The 23579-nt window shown below is 56.9% G+C and carries 22 protein-coding genes; 4 read left to right on the top strand and 18 right to left on the bottom strand.

Annotated elements, in window-relative coordinates:
• The first annotated feature begins 152 nt into the window (after positions 1-152).
• Positions 153-1421, top strand: a complete 1269-nt coding sequence (locus tag KUC_RS08025; protein WP_007112667.1) for a Zn-dependent hydrolase — start codon at positions 153-155, stop codon at positions 1419-1421.
• Between the two features lie 30 nt (positions 1422-1451).
• Here the strand turns inward: KUC_RS08025 and menE are convergent, their stop codons facing one another.
• From menE to frdA, 7 genes are read right to left on the bottom strand one after another with little or no spacing between them, the layout of a single operon-like run.
• The gene (menE, locus tag KUC_RS08020) at positions 1452-2849 is read right to left on the bottom strand and encodes an o-succinylbenzoate--CoA ligase (RefSeq protein ID WP_007112666.1); all 1398 of its coding nucleotides are present in this window, start codon (positions 2847-2849) and stop codon (positions 1452-1454) included.
• Entirely contained in the window at positions 2846-3796 is a 951-nt protein-coding gene (gene menC, locus KUC_RS08015) for an o-succinylbenzoate synthase (protein WP_007112665.1), read from the bottom strand. The genes menE and menC overlap by 4 nt, the downstream gene beginning before the upstream one ends.
• Positions 3796-4656, bottom strand: a complete 861-nt coding sequence (gene menB / locus KUC_RS08010) for a 1,4-dihydroxy-2-naphthoyl-CoA synthase (protein ID WP_007112664.1) — start codon at positions 4654-4656, stop codon at positions 3796-3798. The genes menC and menB overlap by 1 nt, the downstream gene beginning before the upstream one ends.
• A gap of 50 nt (positions 4657-4706) precedes the next feature.
• Positions 4707-5093: a fumarate reductase subunit FrdD gene (gene frdD / locus KUC_RS08005; protein WP_007112663.1), complete on the bottom strand. Its 387-nt coding sequence runs from the start codon at positions 5091-5093 to the stop codon at positions 4707-4709.
• A gap of 2 nt (positions 5094-5095) precedes the next feature.
• On the bottom strand, positions 5096-5491 hold the full coding sequence (locus tag KUC_RS08000) for a succinate dehydrogenase/fumarate reductase transmembrane subunit (RefSeq protein ID WP_007112662.1): 396 nt from the start codon (positions 5489-5491) through the stop codon (positions 5096-5098).
• Positions 5492-5504: 13 nt separating this feature from the next.
• Positions 5505-6272, bottom strand: a complete 768-nt coding sequence (locus tag KUC_RS07995; RefSeq protein WP_007112661.1) for a succinate dehydrogenase/fumarate reductase iron-sulfur subunit — start codon at positions 6270-6272, stop codon at positions 5505-5507.
• A complete protein-coding gene (frdA, locus tag KUC_RS07990; protein WP_040479908.1) occupies positions 6269-8056 on the bottom strand; it encodes a fumarate reductase (quinol) flavoprotein subunit in 1788 nt (595 codons plus the stop codon). Before frdA ends, KUC_RS07995 begins: the two co-directional genes overlap by 4 nt.
• Before the next feature lie 265 nt (positions 8057-8321).
• Between frdA and KUC_RS07985 the strand changes: the two genes are divergently transcribed.
• Positions 8322-9791: an anion permease gene (locus KUC_RS07985; protein ID WP_007112659.1), complete on the top strand. Its 1470-nt coding sequence runs from the start codon at positions 8322-8324 to the stop codon at positions 9789-9791.
• An 8-nt stretch (positions 9792-9799) separates the two neighbouring features.
• On the opposite strand, the gene menH is transcribed toward KUC_RS07985, so the two are convergent.
• From menH to KUC_RS07970, 3 genes are read right to left on the bottom strand one after another with little or no spacing between them, the layout of a single operon-like run.
• Complete coding sequence (gene menH / locus KUC_RS07980) at positions 9800-10558, bottom strand: 2-succinyl-6-hydroxy-2,4-cyclohexadiene-1-carboxylate synthase (RefSeq protein ID WP_007112658.1); 759 nt, start codon at positions 10556-10558, stop codon at positions 9800-9802.
• Entirely contained in the window at positions 10548-12284 is a 1737-nt protein-coding gene (menD, locus tag KUC_RS07975; RefSeq protein WP_007112657.1) for a 2-succinyl-5-enolpyruvyl-6-hydroxy-3-cyclohexene-1-carboxylic-acid synthase, read from the bottom strand. Before menD ends, menH begins: the two co-directional genes overlap by 11 nt.
• A 5-nt stretch (positions 12285-12289) precedes the next feature.
• A complete protein-coding gene (locus tag KUC_RS07970) occupies positions 12290-13615 on the bottom strand; it encodes an isochorismate synthase (RefSeq protein WP_007112656.1) in 1326 nt (441 codons plus the stop codon).
• 226 nt (positions 13616-13841) lie between these two features.
• On the opposite strand from KUC_RS07970, the gene KUC_RS07965 reads away from it, so the two are divergent.
• A complete protein-coding gene (locus KUC_RS07965; protein ID WP_007112655.1) occupies positions 13842-14768 on the top strand; it encodes a 1,4-dihydroxy-2-naphthoate polyprenyltransferase in 927 nt (308 codons plus the stop codon).
• 61 nt (positions 14769-14829) lie between these two features.
• Here the strand turns inward: KUC_RS07965 and hmuQ are convergent, their stop codons facing one another.
• Positions 14830-15132: a heme-degrading protein HmuQ gene (gene hmuQ / locus KUC_RS07960; RefSeq protein WP_007112654.1), complete on the bottom strand. Its 303-nt coding sequence runs from the start codon at positions 15130-15132 to the stop codon at positions 14830-14832.
• Positions 15133-15244: 112 nt separating this feature from the next.
• Between hmuQ and KUC_RS07955 the strand changes: the two genes are divergently transcribed.
• Positions 15245-16825, top strand: a complete 1581-nt coding sequence (locus KUC_RS07955) for a cryptochrome/deoxyribodipyrimidine photo-lyase family protein (RefSeq protein ID WP_007112653.1) — start codon at positions 15245-15247, stop codon at positions 16823-16825.
• 67 nt (positions 16826-16892) lie between these two features.
• On the opposite strand, the gene KUC_RS07950 is transcribed toward KUC_RS07955, so the two are convergent.
• From KUC_RS07950 to KUC_RS07920, 7 genes are all read right to left on the bottom strand, one after another.
• On the bottom strand, positions 16893-17306 hold the full coding sequence (locus KUC_RS07950) for a DUF4399 domain-containing protein (protein WP_083825757.1): 414 nt from the start codon (positions 17304-17306) through the stop codon (positions 16893-16895).
• Between the two features lie 391 nt (positions 17307-17697).
• Positions 17698-17979: a type II toxin-antitoxin system RelE/ParE family toxin gene (locus KUC_RS07945; RefSeq protein ID WP_040479906.1), complete on the bottom strand. Its 282-nt coding sequence runs from the start codon at positions 17977-17979 to the stop codon at positions 17698-17700.
• Positions 17976-18248: a CopG family ribbon-helix-helix protein gene (locus tag KUC_RS07940; RefSeq protein WP_007112649.1), complete on the bottom strand. Its 273-nt coding sequence runs from the start codon at positions 18246-18248 to the stop codon at positions 17976-17978. Before KUC_RS07940 ends, KUC_RS07945 begins: the two co-directional genes overlap by 4 nt.
• Before the next feature lie 165 nt (positions 18249-18413).
• Positions 18414-18809, bottom strand: a complete 396-nt coding sequence (locus KUC_RS07935) for a hypothetical protein (RefSeq protein WP_040479903.1) — start codon at positions 18807-18809, stop codon at positions 18414-18416.
• A gap of 365 nt (positions 18810-19174) precedes the next feature.
• Entirely contained in the window at positions 19175-20446 is a 1272-nt protein-coding gene (gene gabT / locus KUC_RS07930; protein WP_040479900.1) for a 4-aminobutyrate--2-oxoglutarate transaminase, read from the bottom strand.
• Positions 20447-20457: 11 nt separating this feature from the next.
• The gene (locus tag KUC_RS07925) at positions 20458-21909 is read right to left on the bottom strand and encodes an NAD-dependent succinate-semialdehyde dehydrogenase (RefSeq protein ID WP_007112647.1); all 1452 of its coding nucleotides are present in this window, start codon (positions 21907-21909) and stop codon (positions 20458-20460) included.
• A gap of 29 nt (positions 21910-21938) precedes the next feature.
• Positions 21939-23354, bottom strand: a complete 1416-nt coding sequence (locus tag KUC_RS07920) for an APC family permease (RefSeq protein ID WP_007112646.1) — start codon at positions 23352-23354, stop codon at positions 21939-21941.
• Positions 23355-23579: the final 225 nt, after the last annotated feature.

Raw genomic sequence — 23579 nt, 5'->3', positions numbered from 1 at the left:
CCACCGGACACGTTTATAAAATTACCCTCTTCTTTTGTTCACGTTAGAGGATTTATACGTATCACTGGCTTGTTTATCTCTACTCTAGCAATGAGCCAAACAACAAACCGGGGAGTCGCCAGCTTCGCCTGTGCTCAATAAAAGGAAGTCATATGAACTCGCTTACTGAACCGAAAATCGCCGTAGCTGACTTACGCACTGACAGTGATCGACTTTGGGAATCGCTGATGGAGATGGCCAAGCTAGGCGCCACCCCTAAAGGCGGCGTCAATCGTCAGGCGCTTACCGATTTAGAACGCCAGGGGCGTGATCTATTTATCCAGTGGTGCCGCGCCGAGGGCTGCACGATTCGGATTGATAATATCGGCAATATTTTTGCCCGCCGTGAAGGCAGCGACCCCAACGCCAAAACTGTCATGGCAGGCAGCCACCTAGATAGCCAGCCAACCGGCGGCAAGTACGACGGCTGCTTCGGTGTGCTCTCAGGCTTGGAAGTTATTCGCACCCTTAACCAGCACAACATTACGATGCAATCCCCCATCGAAGTCGTCGCCTGGACCAATGAAGAGGGCTGCCGCTTCCCTCCTTGCATGATGGGTTCCGGGGTATTTAGTGGTGTGTTGGAATTTGACGCCATGTTAGCGCGCACCGACGCCGATGGCGTCACGGTAAGCGATGCGTTAGATGCTATTCACTACCGCGGCAGCGATACGGTCTCACCAAGCGAGATCAAAGCCTACTTTGAACCGCATATCGAGCAAGGCCCTATTCTCGAAGACACCGACACCACCATCGGCGTGGTCATCGGTGGTTTGGGCCAGAAGTGGTTCGATTTAACCCTGACCGGGCTGGAAGCCCATGCAGGTCCTACCCCGATGAATCTGCGCCGCGATGCCTTGATGGGCGCAGCAGAAGTCACCCAAGCACTCAACAGGATTGCCTTTGATCATCAACCCCACGGGCGTGGCACGGTGGGCTGTATGACCCTGCACCCAGGTTCGCGCAACGTGATTCCCGGCCAGGTCAAAATGACCCTGGATATGCGCCACTGGGAGCCTGAAGCCCTGGAGTCAATGGGTCAGGCCGTGACCGCCGCCGTTGAAGAAATCTGCCAACGTCACGGTTTAGAGTACGAGCTAACTCCTACCGCAGATTTTGCACCTGAACACTTCAATAAAGCGTGTGTTGACGCCGTACGTCAGGGAGCCGCGAAACTCAATCTCTCGCATATAGATATCATCAGCGGCGCTGGCCACGATGCGATGTTTGTCGGCCGCGTGGCGCCCGCCGCGATGATCTTTATTCCCTGCAAGGATGGCATTAGCCACAACGAAATTGAGAGCGCCACGCAGGAGCACGTTCACGCTGGCTGTAACGTGCTACTACACGCCATGCTGGATGCTGCTGGCCTAGCAGAGTAGGTACTAATAGATCACTAATAGGTAGCGTAGCTAAACGGCGCAACTCACATGAGCTCGCGCCAGCTCTGCAAACTCCTTGCGGGAGGGTTTGAAGCCCACCCCAGGTGGCCAGGCCAGCCAAGCATCGGGCACCATAAAGCCGGGCAGTGCTTCGCGCACCCAGGCAGTTAGCGCTGGTTCCGATACGGCCGCGCCGTGCCAATCGATAAACGCCACCGGGCGCTCGCCCCACTCCGGGTGGGGCACCGGTACGACTAACGCCTGGGCGATGCGGGGGTGGTCGACTAAACGCTGCTCAATACTTTCCGGCTGAATATTTTCGCCGCCGGAGATAAAGCCGTTATCGAGCCGCCCTTCCACCACCAGCGCCCCGTCCGCGTTGAAGTGCCCCTTGTCCCGGGTGGGAAACCAGCCTTCTGCGTTGAGGGCTGGGTCTAGACTGCCATTGTTTAAATAGCCACAGAACAGGGTCTCGCCGCGCAGCTGGATTTCCCCATCGACCACCCTCACTTCGCGGCCCGGCAGTGGCTTGCCGACCACGCCCGGCGCAGTGGGTATACCGGTACAGACCTGGCTGGCCATCTCGGATAGCCCGTAGCTAACTTTCGGCGTCAGCCCTAGCGATGTCATCTGCGCCACCAGCGGCGCGGGGATCGCCGCCCCGCCCAACAGTAGCTCACGCAGTCGGGTGCGCTGGGGCGTAAAGCCCGCCTGCAGCAGCCGCCACAGTTGAGTAGGTACCAGAGAAAGGTGGCTAATCGCCTGCTGCTCTAGTCGCTCCGCCAAGGTATGGGGCGCCTCGTCGAGGATCACCCGCCCACCGGCAAGAAAGACCCGAAACGGAATCGCGTAGCCACCGATATGAAACAGCGGCAGCGACAGCAGCCAGCCACTTTTTTGATCAACGGGAATTAACTCCGCCGAGCCGCGTGCAGAGGCCAAATGATTGCCCACTCGGTGCAGCACCGCCTTGGGCGTGCCGCTGGAGCCAGAAGTAAAAATCGTGTTGCACAACTGGTTGCCATCCAGCACCGGTGGCTCCCCCGCATCAGCTTCCGCCAGAAAATCAAAGCTGATCGGCGTTAGTTCAGCAGGATAATGATGCTCGCTTTCCGTTTGGCAAACCCGGCCAGCCTGCAAACGTTTAGCTAAGCCGAGCTGCTGGGCAACGGGAAACGCAGGGTTAAGCGGGCAGAACACAACCCCTGCCCGCAGGCAAGCCCAAGCCAGTAGCAAGGACTCAAGCGAGCCTTTGGCGGGCACCACTAAGCGATCACCGGGCACAAAACCTTTCCGAGCCAGTTGCTGCGCTAAAGACGCCACCCGCCGATTGAGCGTTCGGTAGCTCAAGCGCATCGAGCCAGCCTCTATTGCAATATGCTCGGGGGTCTCTTTGGCCCAGTAGTGAATGGGGCAGGTGTCTATCACGCTGAACTTTCCATTTTAGAGAGGCAGTGCAAATTTTCTGTCATCACTTCGCCCGCGGCAGTGGTAACTCGCTCAGCTAACCAATGGCCGGTATCCAACCCCGGCGGCTCATCGGACGCCCACTCACTGGCCAACCGAGCAACCAGACCAAGACCTAAATCGGATTCAAAGCTGGAGGAGACTACCACGCGTAGGTTGTCCGCTCGCGCCCGTTTAACGAGTGCTTCGCAGGCACTTAGCGAGCCGATCAAGGTGGGTTTGATCACCAGGGCTTTAAGCTGCGGGTGATAGTGCCACTCTTCCTGGCGGGATAGCGTCTCATCCAAGGCGATGGGTATACCCGTTGCCGCCGCTACAGCGATGGTGTCGGCCAAGGCAGCGCAGGGCTCTTCAAGGTAGTCGATCTGTTTAAGGGGGAGTCGCGCGCAGAAACGCTGGGCTTCTTCCCGAGTCCAACCGCCGTTGGCATCCAGAATCAGCTTAGTCGTGGGTAGCCGAATGGCGAGCTGGTTAATCAGCGCCAGTTCCTCTTCCATGGCGTAGCGCGCCACCTTGAGCTTGAGCCGAGACGGTGGCAAAGCCACCCAACCGGTCACGATATTATCAAGCCCGAGCATCAATTCCCTGGGCGCGCCTTGGAGCAGTGGATAGGGCGGTAAAGGCGCAGGAAGGTTGGCAGGCCATTGGCGCTGGGCGCAGTCGAACCCAAACTGTACTGAAGGTAACTTTGGCCTGGCTTTCTCACCACGCTGCATAGTTGCAAGGCAGGCCAGACTTTCAGCTTGTGCTTCGGCGAGGGTTTCCGTCGAGAAGCCAGGCAGCGGGGCTATCTCGCCCCACTGGCCGTTGATGCACACCAGCAGCCCTTGCCTGTTTGATAGCCGATTGCCTTTAAACATCAGCGGCTGGCGAAACGGTAGGGAGTAGCGGTAGAGCGCCAGCTGCATTATGGATTGCGCGGATAGCGGGAAAAATCCGGGCGGCGCTTCTCGTTAAAGGCGTTTCGACCCTCCTGGCCCTCTTCGGTCATGTAATAGAGCATAGTGGCGTTGCCCGCCAGCTCTTGAAGCCCGGCCTGGCCGTCGCAGTCGGCATTGAGCGAAGCTTTCAGGCAGCGCAGCGCCATGGGGCTGTGCTGCAGCATCTCGCGGCACCAGCGCACGCTCTCTTTTTCCAGTTCGTCGAGCGGCACCACATGGTTGACTAGCCCCATTTCCAGCGCCTGCGCAGCGCTGTACTGGCGGCATAGGAACCAGATCTCCCGAGCCTTTTTCTGGCCCACAATGCGCGCCATATAGGAGGCGCCGTAGCCGCCATCGAAGGAGCCTACCTTGGGGCCTGTTTGGCCGAAAACCGCGTTATCGGCGGCGATGGTCAGATCACACATCAGGTGCAGCACATGGCCGCCGCCAATGGCATAACCCGCCACCATGGCGATAATCGGCTTAGGACAGGTGCGAATATCGCGTTGGAAATCCAGTACGTTGAGGTGGTGGGTGCCCTCTTCATCTTGGTAGCCGCCATAGTCACCGCGAATGCGCTGGTCACCGCCGGAACAGAAGGCTTTATCGCCGGCACCGGTGAGAATAATCGCCCCAATGGCACTGTCGTGGCGGGCGCGGTTAAGCGCTTGAGCCATCTCGCTAACGGTTAGCGGACGAAAGGCGTTGCGCACCTCGGGGCGATTGATGGTGATGCGGGCAATGCCGTCCCGGGAGGTGTGATACAGAATATCCTGGTAGTCGTTTGAGTGATCCTGCCACTCGATCGCCGCGTAGAGTTCTGTTTCAGTGAGTCCGTTGATCATGCCACTCTCGTTTTTTATCTGTCAGGGGTAAGGTACTAACAAGACGCCGTTTAGCGAAGGAAACCCGTCACCACTATGCCCAGCGCCACAATGCTTAACAGCGCAGCCCCACCGTACATCAGTTTTTTGTTAAGTGCGTCATTGCCCACGCTTATATCAAACATCCCATGACGCAGACGGTGAGCGGCATGAAATAGCGGCAAACAGACCACCGCCCCAACAAACAGGAAGCCCGGCACGCTAAACAGCAGCGTTGATGCCCGTTCATAGCTCAGCGCCTCGGCAGGCAGTAGGCCAAGGGGCAGTAGAACGGCTATAAACAGAATCACTGCGGGCAGAAAGACGGCAAAACAGATGCCGCCCGCGCTGAAAAGCCCCCACCAGAGCGGTTCGTCAAAGGCTTGTTTATGCTGTGTAGCATGTTTACTAATGCTCATGCCTATACCCTCCCCAGTAGCCAGAAAAATAGCAGCGCAACCGCCACCACGCCTGCCCACTGCCCGGCGACGATGGCCTGATCAGGCAGGCTATGCCCGGCGATACGAATCGGCATCACCCGGGGGAATAGCACAAAGAAAGTAGCGGCGTGAAACAGGCTCGCAGCCAGGGCTAGAAGGTTCAGCGCCAGCACAATGGGTGAACCCATAAAGGCGATCCACCCCTGCCAGCTATCCGCCCCTTGAAGAAGCGCCACCATACCGGCCAGTAAACAGAGGGTGAAAAACACCAGTGGCAGCACCGTTGCTTCGCGCAGCATATAAAGCTTAAAAAAACGGTGTTTCAGCCACCAGTTGCGTTTCAGCAGCGGCAGGCGTTGTGTTGATAATTTATCCATGATGTTCCTCCCCCTAACCTTTAAACAGCGCAATGAGTGTGTGTTTGGCCGCTTCGACCTTGCCCTGATTGACGGCGGCGGCGGGGTCAACGTGTTTAGGGCACACCTTCGAGCAGAAACCCACAAAGGTGCAGCTCCATACGCCGTCGTGGCGGTTAAGTTCGGCCATACGCTGTTTTTTGCCGTGATCGCGGCTATCCAGGTTGTAACGGTGGGCCAGCGTTAGCGCCGCTGGGCCAAGGAATTCAGGGTTCAGCCCAAACTGCGGGCAGGCCGAGTAGCAGAGGCCACAATTAATGCAGTTAGCGAACTGCTTATAGCGGGCGAGCTGTTCGGGTGACTGTTGATAGGTTTCCGGCGCCTGCGGGTCGTACGGTTTCACCGGGTTGTCGTCAATTAAGTAGGGCTTAACCGCGGCCAAATGCTCAAGGAATATCTCCATATCCACCACAAGATCCCGCTGCACGGGGAAGTGGGATAACGGCTCGATACGGATTTCACCTTCATAATCGCGCAGGAAGGTTTTGCAGCCGAGCTTGGGAATGCCATTGACCATGACCCCGCAGGAGCCGCAAATCGCCATCCGGCATGACCAGCGGTAGCTCAGGGTACTATCGAGCTCTTCCTTAATATGGTTGAGGGCATCCAGCAGTGAGGTGCTGTCATCCACAGGCAGGTCGTACGCCTGCCAGTAGGGTTCAGCCGAGCTGTCCGGCAGGTAGCGTTTGACGCTGATGTGCTTGGTAGTGATCTGCTTGGTAGTGATCTGATCGGTGCTCATGCCTTACTCCCCTTGCCCGCATCGCCATAGGCCCGCTCCGCCGGGGCGGAGAATTGCACATCGACATCCTGCCAGTGCAGCTCGGCATGGCCATCGCCTTGGTAGAACACCTGACTGTGCTTGAGGTAGTTAACATCGTCGCGTTTCTGCATGCCCTCATCCAGGCGCTGGTGAGCACCGCGGGATTCGCGGCGCTCAAGCGCCCCCAAACAAGAGGCTTCGGCAATATCCAGGCCACACTCCAGTTCCAGACACTCAAGTAGCTCGGTGTTAAAAATCTTGCTGGTATCGTTAACGCGAACCTTGTTAAAGCGCGCACGCAGCTGACGCATGGTCTCAAGCGAATGGCGCATGCCCTCTTCGGTGCGATAAATCCCGCAGCCGCTCTCCATGGCCTGCACCATGGCGTGCTTTAGCGCTACCCAGCTTTCCTCACTGCCGCTGCCATCGCATAGTCGCAGCAGCTTGGCTTGCTGGCGGTCGCCCTGGGCTTCTAGCAGGTGCATATCGGCCCACTCGGTTTGCGCCGCGCGCTTACTGGCTTGCTCACCAGCTAAGCGGCCAAAGACCAGTAGCTCGGTTAGCGAATTGGAGCCTAGGCGGTTAGCGCCGTGCAACCCCACCGAGGCGCACTCCCCGGCGGCGTAGAGCCCAGTGATAGAGGTTTCGCACTGAGGGTCGGTTTCAATCCCACCCATCGTGTAGTGAACCGCCGGGCGAATGGGAATGGGCTCTTTCACCGGGTCAACATTGATATAGGCTTTGGCCAGCTCGCAGATAAACGGCAGGCGCTCCAGAATATACTTTTCTCCCAGGTGGCGCAGGTCGAGATAAACCACATCACTGTCACCAAACTTGCCAGTGCGGCCCGCTTGCTGCTCCTGCCAAAAGGCTTGGGAGAGTTTGTCCCGTGGCCCCAGTTCCATATATTTGTTTTCCGGCTTGCCAAGCGGAGTTTCCGGACCGAGGCCGTAATCCTGCAAATATCGGTAACCATCTTTATTGAGCAAAATGCCACCTTCGCCCCGGCACGCTTCGGTAATCAAAATTCCGGAGCCAGGTAAGCCGGTGGGGTGGTATTGGACAAACTCCATATCCCGCAGCGCTACACCGTGACGATAGGCCATCGCCATGCCGTCACCGGTGACAATGCCGGCATTGGTATTAAAACGGAACAAGCGCCCTGCGCCGCCGGTGGCGAGGATCACTGCTTTAGCGCGCAGCAGGGTCAGTTCACCGGTGGCGATCTGCAGGGCAATCACGCCAATCACGGCACCTTCGTGTACCGCCAGATCGAGCACAAAGAACTCATCAAAGCGCTCGATTTCAGGGTATTTTAGTGAGGTCTGAAACAGCGTGTGGAGCATATGGAAGCCGGTTTTGTCGGCCGCGAACCACGTGCGGGCGGTTTTCATGCCACCAAAGCGGCGCACCTGTACTTGGCCATCGTCTTTACGGCTCCATGGGCAGCCCCAACGCTCCATCTGCACCAGCTCTTGATAAGCGTGATGGACAAAGTAGTCGACTACTCCCTGTTCAACCAACCAATCACCGCCTGACACCGTGTCGTCAAAGTGCGCCTGATGAGTATCCTCGGCACTGGTCACGGCAGCCGCCCCACCTTCTGCCGCCACGGTATGCGAGCGCATGGGGTACACCTTGGACAGCAGCGCAATGCGTTGCGGAGTGTTGTGCTCTTTGGCGTGCTCTGCAGCACCAATAGCAGCGCGTAAGCCTGCGCCACCCCCACCCACAATGACAATATCGAAATCTCGCTGCTGCATGACAACCCCTTCCATTAGCCAAGTCAAAGGTGGTACTGGCGGCACTCTTCGGTGCCCTTTCATTACTCGAACTTACCACGCCTTTGGCAGGCTTTGCTTATTAGTCGAAAGGACTATTGACGTGCATCAAGGAAGCAGTGAATCGAGTGGGTATTGCTGTTCCCCTCGCCCCGCAGCACCTACTCTTCAAGCCACTCGCTGCCGGGCAGATACTTATCTGCTAAGCAAATAAAAATAGCCAAAACAGGCTCAAGAGAGGTGCCGCATGATGACTAATGCTCAACCCTCACCGCGATGGAAACTGTTAGCGCCGCTAGCAGTCGCTATTATCGTCGCGCTGATACCCACACCCCTGGGGCTAGCACCCCACGCATGGTATTTTTTAGCCATTTTTCTCGGCTGCGTGGTCGGTTTGATCCTTGAACCGCTACCGGGCGCAGTGGTGGGCCTAATCGGCGTTACCTTGGTGGCATTGCTTTCAAGGTGGGTGCTGTTCTCCCCAGAACAGCTAGCCGCTGACGGCTTTAATCCCGCCAGCCAAGCCTTTTCTTGGGCGGTGTCGGGCTTTACCAACTCTACCGTCTGGCTGATTTTCGGCGCCTTTATGTTTGCCCTGGGGTATGAAAAAACCGGCTTAGGTCGGCGAATTTCCCTCTGGCTGGTTAAGGCAATGGGGAAACGCACGTTAACCCTGGGTTACGCGGTGATGATTGCCGATGGCATTCTGGCGCCGTTTACGCCCTCCAATACGGCGCGCAGTGCGGGCACAATCTACCCCGTGATTCGTAATCTTCCGCCGCTTTACGATTCGCACCCCAACGACCCCAGCATGAAGCGCATGGGCAGCTTTCTAATGTGGACAGCGCTGGCCTCAACCTGCGTGACTAGCTCGCTGTTTTTGACCGCGCTGGCCCCTAACCTACTGGCGATCGCGCTAACCGAAAGCACCACCGGCATTCATATCAATTGGGGGCAGTGGTTTATGGCGGTCGTGCCAGCGGGCATTCTGCTGCTTCTGCTGGTACCACTGCTAAGCTATTGGCTCTGCGCGCCGGAAGTGAAAGCGGGCGATGAAATTTCCGACTGGGCAGGACAGGAATTAACCAAGCTGGGCGCGCTGACACGCCATGAAATAATGCTGGTCATTATGGTGGTCACCGCCCTGCTGCTATGGATTTTTGCTGGCAGCATCATCTCTGGATCGCTGGTAGGCCTTGTCGTGATTTGCGGCATGCTGTTAACCGGCATTGTGACCTGGAGCGATATTCTCGATAACCGGGCCGCCTGGAATACCTTTGTGTGGTTTGCCACCCTGGTGGCGCTGGCTGGTGGGCTAAGTCAGGTAGGGTTCGTTAACTGGTTTGGCAACGTTGTCGGTGGGCAGATAAGCCACTTCGACCCGTTGATGGCCATGGTGGCGCTGGTGGTGATCTTCTACCTGCTGCACTACTTCTTTGCCAGCGTAACGGCCCACGTGACCGCCCTGCTGCCGGTGATTCTGGCGGCGGCATCGGGTATTGCCGGGCTGGATATGCAAATGTTTATTCTGCTCCTGCTCCCCACTCTCGGCTTTATGGGTATCCTCACTCCCTACGGCACTGGGCCAAGCCCGGTCTACTACGGCAGCGGTTACCTGCCCAGCGCGCTGTTTTGGCGGCTAGGAGCGATCTTCGGGCTGCTGTTCTTGGTGGTTTGGCTGGTGATCGGCTTGCCTTGGTTGATGCTGATCAGCTGATTGAACCGTCAGCTTTCGGTATTAAACCAAGCGTTAAGCTGCTGTGAGAACGCCTCTGGTTGCTCAATATGAAGATTATGGCCCCCTTCCAGCGTGATATGGCGCAGGTTCGGGGCCATTGTTGTTAGGTGGGCCGCTAAGGTGTGGAACTTGGCATCTCGCTGGCCTGAAAAATAGCTGACCGGTAGTCGGGTGTTTTCCAGCCAACTCCATAGCGAGGGCTGATGACCGAGCGACGTTGCCCGCAGCATCGCAGCGACGGCTGGCCCGTGATTAGCCAGTCGACGGTGAATTTGCCGATGACGTTGCGCTTCGGTGAGATCAGCAAATACCGGCTGCTGGTACCAGTCGGTAAGCACCTCTTCCAGCGGCTCCTGCTCAAAGCGTCTGGCCCACTTTTCATCATGGGCAATGCGTGCGGAGCGCTCACTGGTTGGCAGCCCTGGATGAGCGCTCTCCAGCCAGAGCGCCTCCAGGCCCGGTGGCTGACGGCTGGCATGGTACAGCGCCAAACGCCCGCCCAGGGAGTAGCCCAGCAGGCAGTAGCGGTCAATATCGTGGGTTATCAGCGTATCGCTAAGCCAGTGATGAAACGCTTCAAAAGAGCCTACTTGTACCTGATGATTCTGACCGTGGCCGGGTAAATCCAGCGCAAGGCAGTTAATGCCCTCCAAGCCAGCGATGACCTCCGCCCAGTCCTGGTGATCGCCCAGCAGGCCGTGAAGCAGTACCAGGGTTGGCGCCTGCTGCAGAGGTTTACGACTCACGCGGCTCCCCTCGAATCGCTGCGCCAAGCGCTTTGAGATCATCGGCGACCTGCTGATGGGGTACGTTAATCTCGATCAGTGTAACGCCCGCCGTTAACGCCTGGGTATAAGCCGCCGCGAAGGCATTAAGTGAATCGGGCGCTGAATAGCCAAGCCCAAACATCTTCGCCGCATGTTCGAAACTCAAGCCGTGAGGCTGACGGTAGTATCGCTCTAGCAGCTCACCCTCTTTTGGCACCGGCAGCATATGAAAAATACTGCCGCCGTCATTATTGAGGATCACCACCACCAGCGGCTGGGTGGCCTGCTTTAACAGCGCCAAGCTGTTGAGATCATGCAGTGCGCTGGTATCGCCCAGCACAATCGTCGTGGGTTGCGAGCATATGCAGCTAAGGCCATAGGCCGTGGCGATCAGGCCATCAATACCGGAGGCACCGCGATTGGCGAATACCTGCAGCGGCGTTTGGCGATGCGTACCCAGCATATTCATTAGCCGTGCGGGCAGGCTATTGCCGATAAACAGCTGCCCTTCTGCCAACCGCGCGAGTTGGTGACAAACACCCAGCTCTGAGAAAGTCGTGCATCGTTCTTCCACAAGTTGGCTAGTGCGGCACTGAAGGCTATCCAACTGATGCCAAGGCGATTGTTCAGAGTGCGTTGGTAACGCTGCGATAAAGTCAGCAGGTGAGCCTATCAAACGGCGCTTAACGCAGTAGTCGGGATCCAGCCGCTGGGGCAGCGGGTCAACCAACCAGACATCCTGCCACGGCTGCTGGGCAATAAACTGGGTGAGTCGCTTGGAAATTAGTCGACCGCCAAACTGCAGCAGCACCTCGGCTTTGGCCAGTTCCGCGCTGAAACCTGCGTCATGTAGCGCTAAATCAAAATGAATCAGGTTGTGGGGATCAAAACGAAGCTGGCTCTGCACATCCGCCAACAGTGGCCAGCCCAGCTGCTTGGCGAGCGCAACCACTTGCTGCGCCTGCTGCGGATCATCGATGCTGCCTACCACAATCAGGCCGCGCTGCTGGGCAAACGTTTCCCACTCGTTGTGGAGCGCTGGAGTTACTGGGCTAGATGACCAATCACTCCACGGTTTTGAAGCCGTCAGCCAGCGCCCTAGAGGGGCGAGATAGTCGCTGGCGTCCACTAAGCTGGCGCCGGGGTAAAGAGGCTCACGGTAACGGCAGTTAATATGCATGGGCCCAGGGGTGCGTTGCTGCTGATCAACCGCTTGATCAATCGTGCTAAGTAGAAACGCTGCTTTTATGTCAGCATCGGGCGGCGGCAGATCGTGGTGAACAATGGTGTGGCGGGAGAATATATCCCGCTGGTCAATGGCCTGGTTGCTACCGTTATCCAGCAGCTCAATGGGGCGATCGGCAGAGAGCACAATCAGCGGCACGCCAAGCAGTCTGGCTTCTACCACCGCCGGATAGAGGTTTGCCACGGCGGTGCCAGAGGTAGTGATAATCACCACCGGCCGCTGGCTGCCCCTGGCAATCCCAAGGGCCATAAACCCCAGCCCACGCTCGTCAAAATGGCAGTGGCAGCGTAAACCGGCATGCTCGCTGGCCACCATGGTCAACGGCGACGAACGCGAACCCGGCGCCAGCACCACGTCGCGCACGCCTAAGCGGTAGAGCTCCTCCAGCATTAGCGCCGCCCACACATGATTAAAGGTGGCATGCTCTCGCGCAAAACCGCTCGACACAGGTGTTGCCATGTACGTTATCCCATCCCTAACAGCGACATAATATCGGCGATTTTGGTATCCAACTCTCGCCACTCCTCGTCCGGCTGGGAGCCTGCCACAATGCCTGCACCGGCATAAAGACGAATCGCTTCTGGGCCGACATGGGCGCAACGAATCGCCACCGACAGATCACTATTGGCGTGACTGATACTACCAAAGACGCCCGCATACCAGCCGCGGCGATGGCGCTCATGCTGGCGAATAAATGCCAACGCCGACTCGCGGGGAACACCGCCTACCGCCGGGGTAGGCGGCAGCACTGAAAGCAGTTGCTGGTCGGTGACGTCACTGTGAAGTTCGGCGTGAATCAGACGACGGATATGCTGCACAGAGCGCAGCTTAACAATATGCGCCTCACCCATGTTGACTTGAGAAGAATGCGGCTCAAGCTGGGTCAAAAGCTGCTGATATACGCACTGGTTTTCCAGACTGTTTTTCTTATCGGCAAGCAGCTCATCGGCAAGCGCTTGATCTTGCTGGGCATCTCGAACACGGTGCGTCGTACCAGCCAGTGCTTCGGTCATTAAATGCCTGCCTTCACGCTTATAGAGCCGCTCCGGCGGGCAGCCGATAAACGCTTCATGCGGTGTCAATTGGATGCCAAAGTGAAAACAGTCGGTGGCGCCTACCTGCCAGCGTGCCAGCAGCGCCCAAGGGTTGGGTGTTTCCCTTGTCGTTAGGCACGTCTCTCGGGAGAGCACTACCTTGGGCGTGTGACCCAGATGATCAGGATTAGTGACCTGCGCCACCGATGCCGCCCACTCTTTCTGCGAAGGGCGGTCTTCACGCTGATAAACATGCGGCAATAGGCAAGGCAGCGGTTGCTCCTCTTCCAGCGCAGCCAGACAGGCACGAGCCTGGGCTATCTCGGCTTCTGGGCAGCGGTCATCGAAGCGCAGATTGAGTGATAGCGTCGCCCCAGTTTGATGACGCCTAAGCTCTATACGCGGCAGCAAAAAATGGCAGCCAGGAAAGTGCTGCCACCCTGGCGTAACGGGGTCGAAGGCCATACCGCCGAAGTAGTCTGGCTGCTCGCCGCCAATATCAGCCAGCGCGGCAAGGTCAGCCTGCAGCCCCCCTAGCGAATCGAACGCCTTAACAACCCCCAGTGCCGCATACTCAATGGCACCCGCATCACGCGCCCTCCAATAGAGGCGGGGATAAACGCTCTGCACGTTTAGCCACCCCATTAAGCTTTCAACTTGGCAGGGAGTGCTTAGGCGTATAAACCCTTTGCTAGCGGTTTCGCAAAGTGTATCAAGCTGATGCTTGAGTGCTTCGATAGGGTGTGTGGATTGCATATTTCGCCTATTTTGGAAGCAATACTATCGTCGCATATTTGCATTGTCTAAATAAGTCACCAATCATCGCGTAAACTCCTGGTATAGAGGGCACGCAGTGTGGGATAAGGCTCCGTTGTTTGTTTTGACTTAGGTCTACTTTTTACCAGTTAATCATACATTGCTGAATGTTTGGTAATTGCCACGCGAGCAGCTATTTAAACGAAAATCGAGGAATATCGACATAATGGAACGACTCGCTAAGCGCCGCCACTACAAAGCCTGGTTGCTAGCCGCTCGCCCCCGAACACTTCCACTGGCATGCGCTTCTATTCTACTGGGTAGTGGGTTAGCGGCGAATGCGGATGCTTTTAATGCTGCAGTACTTTTGCTTGCCCTGCTGACAGCGATTGCCCTCCAGGTACTCTCTAACTTGGCCAACGATTATGGTGATGCCGCTTCTGGGGCCGACGATCAGGCGCGCATTGGGCCGGTGCGGGCAGTATCTTCAGGGTTACTAAGCCCCCAGGCTATGCGCAGAGGGATGGTGATAACGGCCACTGTTGCAGCGCTATTAGGGCTGTTATTACTGGTTACCGCCTTTGGGAACCAGTGGAGGCATATTGTCACTTTTGTACTACTAGGCGCTGCCTCTTTATTAGCAGCGGTGACCTATACCGTTGGGCTAGGGAGCACGCCCTATGGGTATCGTGGATTGGGCGATATTTCAGTCTTTGTGTTTTTCGGGCTGCTCGGCGTTCTAGGCACCTACTACCTTTTTACGCAGCAACTAAGCTGGTTACCATTTCTGCCCGCTGCGGCGTGTGGGCTGCTGGCAACCGCCGTACTCAATGTGAATAACGTGCGCGATATCGAAAGCGATGCGCGCAACGGCAAGATCACCCTGGCGGTGAGGTTGGGCCGCAAGAACGCGATTCACTACCACTGGGCGCTACTGGGTATGGCGCTGTTACTCACAATGATCTACTTGGTTGCACTACCAGTACCGCTGTTGGGGTGGAGCTGCCTGCTGGTGGCCAAGCCGCTTTCTGATGCAACCAGAACATTAAACCTTAGCCGTGATGGCGAGATTCTGACCGGTATGCTGAAGAAAACCGCTATTTCGACGCTTTTTTATAGCGTGCTGCTATCTGTTGGCTTGGCGCTGTTTTAGTTAACGCAAACAGCGGGGCCACTACCCCGCTGACAGTCGACTAACGATAGCAACGCGAGCCTTACAGCACCACCTCATAGCCTTCAAACTTGGGCGGGCCAAGATAGATACCTTCAGGCGCTTTGGCATTGGCGTGGGCTTTGCGGAACGCATCTGACTTGGTCCAGTCGCGGAAGGCTTCTTCCGATTCCCACACGCTGTGGGAGATAAACACACTGTGGTCTTCCTGGCTTTCACCCTGCAGCATCTTAAATTGCTTAAAGCCCGGCACTTCATCCAGGTGAGAATCGCGGTTGCGCCACACCTCTAAAAAGTCCTCTTCGCGGCCTGGGGCAATCCGAAAACGGTTCATGGCGATATACACTGTTACTCTCCTGTTGAACTGATCCTGCTGGGTTGATTACGCAAACGCTACCTTGATGGTAACGTCATCGGTTCATGACGAATAGCTTGGTGACGAATAGGCTTCACGGTTAATGGCTAAGGCACCCATTCAGGTTGTTTGGTTCAAACGCGATTTACGTATCCATGATCATGCGCCGCTCGCCAACGCTGCCATGGCTGGCCCCGTGCTGCCTATTTTTGCCATTGAGCCCGGCCAGTGGCATGCGCCAGATAGTGCTCTGCGCCACTGGCAGTTTGCCGCTGACTCACTGATCGACCTTTCCAACGCACTCGAAACACTGGGCCTGCCGCTGTGCCTTTGGCAAGGCCATATTGTCGACTTATTAACCGCCCTGAAAGCCCACTATGGCGAGCTTGTCCTTCACTCCCACGAGGAGACCGGTAACGCCTGGAGCTTTGCCCGGGACCTCGACGTCAAGGCATGGTGCCATCAGCACGACACGCCATGGCATGAAGCTCGCCAGCACGGCGTAGTGCGTGGCTTAAAATCCAGAGTGGCTGACCGCAACGCATGGGAAAAGCAGTGGGAAACGTTAATGACGGCTCCCACCGCCACTGCCCCACAAAACGCCCAGGCGGCTGAGGGTTGGCAAGCCTTTAACCACGTTGACGTCGAACACCTTCATGACTTGTCGCTAGGGTTTGATACCACGCCCTGCCCCGAGCGCCAATTAGGCGGCCGCAGCGAAGGCCGCGCACTGTGGCGCAGCTTTGTCGCCCAGCGCGGGCGGCGTTATCGCGGTTCGCTTTCCAAGCCGTTGCTGGCCTGGGAGTTTGGCTCGCGGCTTTCGCCCCACTTGGCCTGGGGCACGCTCGCCATGCGCGAAATCGTGCAGTCACTGCGCCGCCAGCGCAGAAAGCATGATGAAGATACTGCCTGGGCGCGCTCGCTGCGCGCCTTCACCTCGCGGCTTTACTGGCACTGCCACTTTATTCAAAAGCTCGAAAGTGAGCCGAGCATAGAGTCGCAAACGCTGCACCCAGCGCTGCGCGACCTACGGGAGCGCGACCCGGAAAACCCCAACCTGATCGCCTGGAAGCAAGGGCAAACCGGCGTACCGCTGGTAGATGCCTGTATGCGCAGCCTGATCGCCACCGGCTGGATCAACTTTCGTATGCGCGCCATGCTGATTTCTTACGCCACGTTCAACCTTGGGCTGCACTGGCGTGAACCCGCCCTGCACCTAGCGCGGCTATTTACCGATTATGAACCGGGCATTCACTACCCCCAGGTGCAGATGCAAGCAGGCGCCACAGGCACCAACGCCCTGCGGGTATACAACCCCATCAAGCAAGCGGAAGATAACGACCCGAACGGTGAATTTGTCGCCCGCTGGGTGCCAGAACTAGCGCCACTGCCGTTAGAGTGGCGCGCCAAACCCTGGACGCTGCCGGAAAGCCTGCAAAAGCGGTTCGGTTTCCAGCCCGGCGAACACTACCCGCTGCCCCACGACTTTGAAGCCGAAGCGCGCCACTGGAAAAAGACGCTCTATGAGCTGCGCCGCACCCCAGACGCCAGAGAAGCCAGCCAAGCGATTGTGGATAAACTCGCAAGCCAGCGCCGACCTTCTAAGCAGCGCGCTAAGAAAGCAAAACCCGCCAATCGCCAGCAGCTTTCGCTGTTTGACGATGGCGGGCAGAATCCAGAATAGTCAATGCCGACAGTCCCATCTACGAATCGTGCGAGGATGGGACTGAGCGTTTTGCTTTAAATACCGGTTACTCAACCACGTTAACAGTGATGGTGCTCGACCAGTCAGCACCATAGGAGCGGTGTGCGCCATCGGCGAACTGCAGGGTCAGCGTATGCTCGCCTGGGGGAAGGGTGAGCTCATAGCCGGTCTGGCCGCCACCGAAATGGATATGGGTATCGTCGGTGGGAATAACCTCGCCTTCGGTAATCGACCCGCCATCAACGATCAGATGATGGTGGCCTGTGCCCTCCTCCATGGTACCAGCAGGCTCGACTTGCATACCCGAAACCCCCATTTCTACCTGTATAGGGTTCGACACCTCAGCGCCATCCTCTGGCGCCACAAAACTTACCCCTTCTTTGGCAATGGCGGGTGTCGCCAGCATTACTAGGAACAGAACCACTAACCAGCGGTTCGCTACTTGCTTCACTATATTCATTTCGGCATCTCCTCGGGGATTCACGATCAGCCGTTCATACCTCATTCATACCTGCATGACGGCTGTTACGCCTGGGCTATGTGGCTGCCACCATTAAGTTTAGCCACTTAATTGTGAAATGCTAATGAAAGACCGAAAGGTACCTCACCCGCGAAGTGGCGCCAGGGCAAAAATGAATTTAGGGAACCAGGCCTTCCTGCGAGTCCATAAGCTCAAGATGAACAAGCAACTGACGCTACTCGGCTATATGAACTGATGGCCCTAGGCTCATACGAAAACGTCTACCGCGATATTAAGCGTAAGAAGTGACGTTGTAATGCTGAGCGCACCGGTGACTTTGAGGCAGAGAAGCGTAGACAAAGGCATCTGAGTGCCGCGCCTGGTTAAATTGCTATCGTTCGCCTTCAAGGCCATGCCATACCCGGAGAATAATGATGGCGCTGGCATGAACCGAATATCGAATAACGTACTTTCCGAAAACCAAATCTCGAACTGAATCAGGCACCGGCGCCATTTCAACCGGTGTGCCCATTTTGGGAAAGTCTGGAAGCAATTCAATTTTGCCAACTAGTTCTGTGGCGATCCTGGTTGCCGCCGGCGGGTTGTGAACGGCAATGAACTCCCTAAGGCGCTTCAAATCTTCAATGGCTGCGTCCGTGTAAACCAGTTTCACTTACCTGACCTCGGCGCATCCTGCTCATTTTCGGTTCCCCAACTATTAAGCCAACTATGAACCTCTCTGGCATCAACCACTTTGCCTTGGGCAGCGGACTCCATTGCTTCCAACGTTTGCTTCCACCGCTCTTGCTCAAGCTGCTGCTTTTCTACGTATTCCAACAAGGCCTGATTGATTACCCAGCCTTTACTCCGGTGGAGCCTGCTGGCGATTGCTTCCAGATGCTGCTCAACTTCCGCCTGAAGGCGAACTGTCGTGACACTCATAGGAATACCCTCAAACTGGAAGACTACAATGTATTACAGCATAGTCGACGAGGGCGCGGCAAAAAATTTAACGCCCGCAGCACGCGCGGTTACGGAATGGAGGCGGAGCCGCAATGTAGTAACCGTCGCCGTGACTGGCATGGTTAGAAACTATTTGCGCGATCCCTAGCCCTCCGACTTGTATACGATCCAGTCCCGATAGGACTCTGGCTTGATTTCTTCAGTTTCCACTGGTTCAACGGGAACCTTGGACAACCACTGCTCTGGATCAATTTGCTCAAAAGTTTCAGAGCAAACCTTGTACACATACCCCACTCGACCCCAATCGACATCAGTATTCTTTAACACGATACGAGGTGGGCGCTTCGAGGTTTCAACAGAGAAAATTGCCCCGTCGTCTAAGGGACGAAATGAGATGGCGAAGGGGATTGCCAGATCTCGCTCTGAAACAGCATAAACACCATGCTCGTTATCCGCCATGCCATATCCAACACCCTGCGTCGGCTTCAGCAGATCAAGTTTTTTGCGAGTACCATGGTACAGATAATCGGGCTTACTCATAGCTCAACTCGTTTCTAACAGGTATTAGACAGCCCATCCTATGATTGGATAAACGCGCCGACATGATTGTCCAAAAAATGCAGCCCGCCACACTCTCCCAAGCCTTTGACTCTTATCTTTATTAATTTTTATTAGGCTGCATATCCAAAATTCGCGCTACTGCTGCATTTCCCGATACCTCCGCCCTGAGAGATGACCTGTCTTGCTATTTTTCTCATCCACCCTTCCAAATCCAGCTTAGCACAGGGCACTTAGGTCGGCTGATTATCTCTGGTCTGGGCTTTCAACACCCATAAAAAAACCCGCCAATCGCCCACAGCTTTCGCTGTTTGACGATGGCGGGTTAGATGATGCTTAGAAAGGGATTAGCTAAGCGCTTCCAGGGACTGTTCGATAATGCTCAAGCCCTCTTCCAGCACCGCTGAAGAAACCGTTAGCGGTACCAAAATCCGGATGCTGTTGCCGTAGAAACCGCAGGAGAGCAGGATCAGGCCTTTCTCGCGGGCTTTGGCGCATAGCGCACCGGTCATCTGCGTATCTGGCTTGCCGTCGCTATCGAGCAGTTCAAACGCCGCCATGGCGCCTAGCTGGCGGCCATGGGCTACCGCTGGGAAGCGTTCTTCCCAAACCGCGAAACGCTCGGCCAGCATTTTGCCCATCTGCTCGCTGCGGGCCAGGATATTTTCCTCTTCGATTACCTCAATCACCGCCAGCGCTGCGGCGCAAGAGAGCGGGTTGCCGCTGTAGGTGCCGCCTAGCGAGTTGGGGCCAGAGGCGTCCATCACTTTGGCAGAACCTACCACGGCCGAGAGCGGCATGCCGTTGGCCAGGCTCTTGGCCGTGGTGAGAATATCCGCCTCAATGCCGCTGTGTTCGAGGGCATACAGCTTGCCGGTGCGGGCGAAGCCGGACTGCACTTCGTCAGCGATTAGCAAAATGCCGTGCTCGTCACACAGTGCGCGTAGCGCTTTCAGGTAGTCCGGTGAGGCAATGTAGAAACCGCCTTCGCCCTGTACCGGCTCAATCACGATGGCCGCCGTACGGTGCGGGGCGATATCGGTTTTGAACAGCGTGCGAATGGCTTCAAGCGAGGCTTCTTCGCTGATGCCGTGCAGCGGGTTGGGGAACGGTGCGCGGAACACATCGCCCGGCATCGGGCCGAAGTCGTTCTTGTAGGGCAACACCTTGCCGGTCATCGCCAAGGTCATCATGGTGCGGCCGTGGAAGGCACCGTCGAAGGTTATGATGCCGGTGCGGCCAGTCGCTGCACGGGCAATTTTCACGGCGTTTTCCAGCGCTTCGGCACCGGTATTCACCAGCATCGCCTTGCGCTCGGGGCCACGCACCGGGGTGAGTTCGCAAAGCTTTTGGCATAGCTGCACGTAGGGCGCGTAGGAGATTACCGCCGCGCTGGTGTGCATGACTTTCTTGAGCTGCGCTTCTACCGCGGCGACAATTTTCGGGTGGCGGTGGCCCAGGTTCAGCACGCCGATACCGCCCGCGAAGTCGATCCAGCGGTTTCCGTCGGCGTCCCACAGCTCGGCGTTTTCGGCGCGTTCGGCAAACTGGGTCGTCGGCGTGGCGGCCCCGTTGGCCACAAAGCGGTTTTTCAGTTCGTTCAGTTCTTGGTTAGTCATCATCGTTCTCTTTATAAGCCGCCAACGCAGACGTATTTCAGTTCGGTAAACTCATCGAGACCGTGGTGGGAGCCTTCACGGCCCAGCCCGGACTCTTTTACGCCGCCAAACGGCGCCAGTTCGGTGGAGATCAGCCCTTCGTTAACGCCGACCATGCCGTACTCCAACTGCTCCATGGTGTGCCAAATGCGACGATAATCCGTGGCGTAGAAGTAAGCCGCCAGACCAAACGGCGTATCGTTGGCCATCTGGATGGCCTCTTCATCGCGATGGAAGCGGAACACCGGCGCTACCGGGCCAAATGTCTCTTCGTCGGCAACCGCCATACTGGTGGTCACATCGGCCAGTACCGTGGGGGTAAAGAAGCGCTCGCCTGCGGCGTGTGGCTTGCCGCCGCAGAGCAGCCGCGCGCCTTGGTTCATCGCGTCGTCTACGTGGCGTTGCACTTTATCTACTGCCGCCTGATTGATCAGCGGGCCGATGATGCTGCCGTCCGTCAGGCCATCACCGACTTTTAACGCATTCACACGCTCGGTCAGCTTGGCGACGAAGGTGTCGTAAATACCGTCCTGCACCAGAAAACGGTTGGTACATACGCAGGTCTGCCCGGCGTTGCGGAATTTGGAGGCAATGGCACCGTCGACGGCGGCATCTACATCGGCGTCGTCAAAGACGATAAACGGTGCGTTACCGCCCAGTTCCATGGCGGTTTTCTTCACCGTGCTGGCGCACTGGGCGAGCAAGTGTTTGCCCACTGGGGTTGAGCCGGTGAACGAGACTTTGCGCACCCGTGAATCGGTGGTGAGCACTTCACCCACCGCCGCCGGTTTTGAGGCGGTAATCACGTTAATCGTACCGGCGGGCAGTCCAGCCTCAAGCGCCAGATAGGCAGCGGCCAGGGCCGTTAACGGCGTCGCTTCGGCAGGTTTGATCACCACGGTGCAGCCCGCGGCCAGGGCCGGGGCACACTTGCGGGTAATCATCGCCAGCGGGAAGTTCCAGGGGGTAATCGCCGCCACAACGCCGACCGGCTCGCGCAGTACCAGCAGGCGCTTGTCGGCACCGTGGCTAGGTAGGGTTTCACCGGCCATGCGTTTGGCTTCTTCGGCGAAGAACTCGATAAACGAGGCGCCGTAGATCACTTCGCCTTTGGCTTCTGCCAACGGTTTGCCTTGCTCCAACGTCATCAGGCGGGCCAGATCATCGGCGTGCTCAATGACCAGTTCAAACCAGCGGCGCAGCAGGGCCGAACGCTTTTTTACCGGCGTGGCGCGCCAAGCGGCTCCGGCGTTATAGGCGGCAGCCACCGCGTCACGGGCATCGTCGGCGCCTAGATCGGCCACACGGGCAATAACGTCGCCGGAGGCGGGGTTATCGACCGCAAAGCTCTGCTTTCCTGTGCGCCATTCATCGCCAATCAGGGCGGGAACGCCGTCGTGCAACCACTGTTCGATAAAGCTCATAGAAGACTCCTTAAATCTCGGTGGACAGCTTAGAGGTCAACTTTCATATGACGGTCGCTGTAATCACGGCCATAAGTACGCAGTGCATGAACATATAACGCGAGGCCTAATACGGCCCAACCGGCAAAGATGGTCCATTCAGCACCGCTCAACGCCGCCGGGCTACCGGGTAAGTAGAGGCACGCCATCCCGAAAGAGAGAATGATCGCCAGAGTGCCGCACAACTTGCCGTTGCTCACCTTGAACGGACGCGGCATGTCGGGCTCGCGCACCCGCAGCACCACAAAGGAGATCGCCACGAACAGATAGGCCAAGACGATGCCTAGGCCACCGGCGTTAACGATCCACACCAGCGCTGGGCGGCCAAAGAAGGGCGCCAGGCAGGAGAGAAAGCCCATCATAAAGATGGCATTGGTCGGAGTTCTGTAGCGTGGGTGCAGTTTGGCAAAGGGTGCTGGCAGCATGCCTGCTTTAGCGAGCGCGTAAATCGCCCGGGAGCCGCCAATATAGAAGGCATTCCAGCTAGTAATGATGCCCGCAATGCCCGCCATGACCATTAAGTTGCTGGCCCAAGCGGCGTTAAACAGGCTGCCCATGGCATCCGGCACGCTAAGCGAACTTGCCGACAACTCATCGCTATTCAGCGCAAGGCTGGTGGCCAGAATAATCAACGCGTACCACACTACCGCCAGAATGACGGACATCATCAGCACTTTGCCGATGGCTTTATAAGGCAGGTTGATCTCTTCAGCGGCTTGAGGGATGACGTCAAAACCCACAAACAGGAACGGCACCATGACCAGCACGGCCACAATGCCTGCGAATACGCCGGTATCGGCCTGGGTGAACAGCGGCATCATATTGATGGTTTCACCTTCAAACAGCGCACCGGTGACAAACATCACCCCCACCAGCAGAATCAACCCGGTGACAACCTTTTGCAGCAGCGCAGCAGTGGTCACGCCGAAATAGTTGATGATCATCATGGCCAGCGAGCCGCCTACGCCTACCGCTACCCAGGTGGCTTTAACTTCCCACCCGGCAATGGTCCAAAGGTTACCAACGGCGTAGTTCGGCGCCAGGTGCTCGATAACCGTGGGCAGGGCGACGGCTTCAAATGCCACCACGCTTAAATAGCCCAAAATAATCGCCCAGGTGCAGAAAAAAGAAGGCCAATGGCCCAACGCACGATAGCTGTAAACGTGCTCGCCGCCTACTTTGGGCATCGCAGCGGCCAGCTCTGCATAAGTGAGTCCGACCAAGACAATCGCTAAGCCGCCGACGATAAACGCTATAATGGCGCCTAAACTGCCGGCAGATTGAATCGCGGTACCGGTGAGGACAATCCAGCCCCAGCCGATCATCGCGCCGAACGCCAGCGCTAATACATCGCCACGGGCGAGTACCCGAACGAGCCCTTCCTGTTCTGATGAGGGTGTTGTCATTTGAAATTGTCCTGCGAGTTATTGGATGTTGTCATCGGCGCTCAGGGGCGCAGTATTCTGATCCTGTTTTACCAGCCTCGCTTTAAGCAGACGCGTTTTAAACGGGCTTGATAAACAGGATAGCAACACGCTAGCAGGCAGGAGAGAAAACGCGAATGCACCACTTTTGCGTTCAACTAGACCACTTTTTAAACGCACCGAAAGGGTGCAATATTTTCATACTGC

It is taken from the genome of Vreelandella boliviensis LC1 (genome assembly GCF_000236035.1).
In the GTDB taxonomy this organism is placed as follows: Bacteria; Pseudomonadota; Gammaproteobacteria; order Pseudomonadales; family Halomonadaceae; genus Vreelandella; species Vreelandella boliviensis.
Note: the sequence above shows the minus strand (reverse complement) of the source record. Positions and strands in the feature narration are given on the sequence as shown.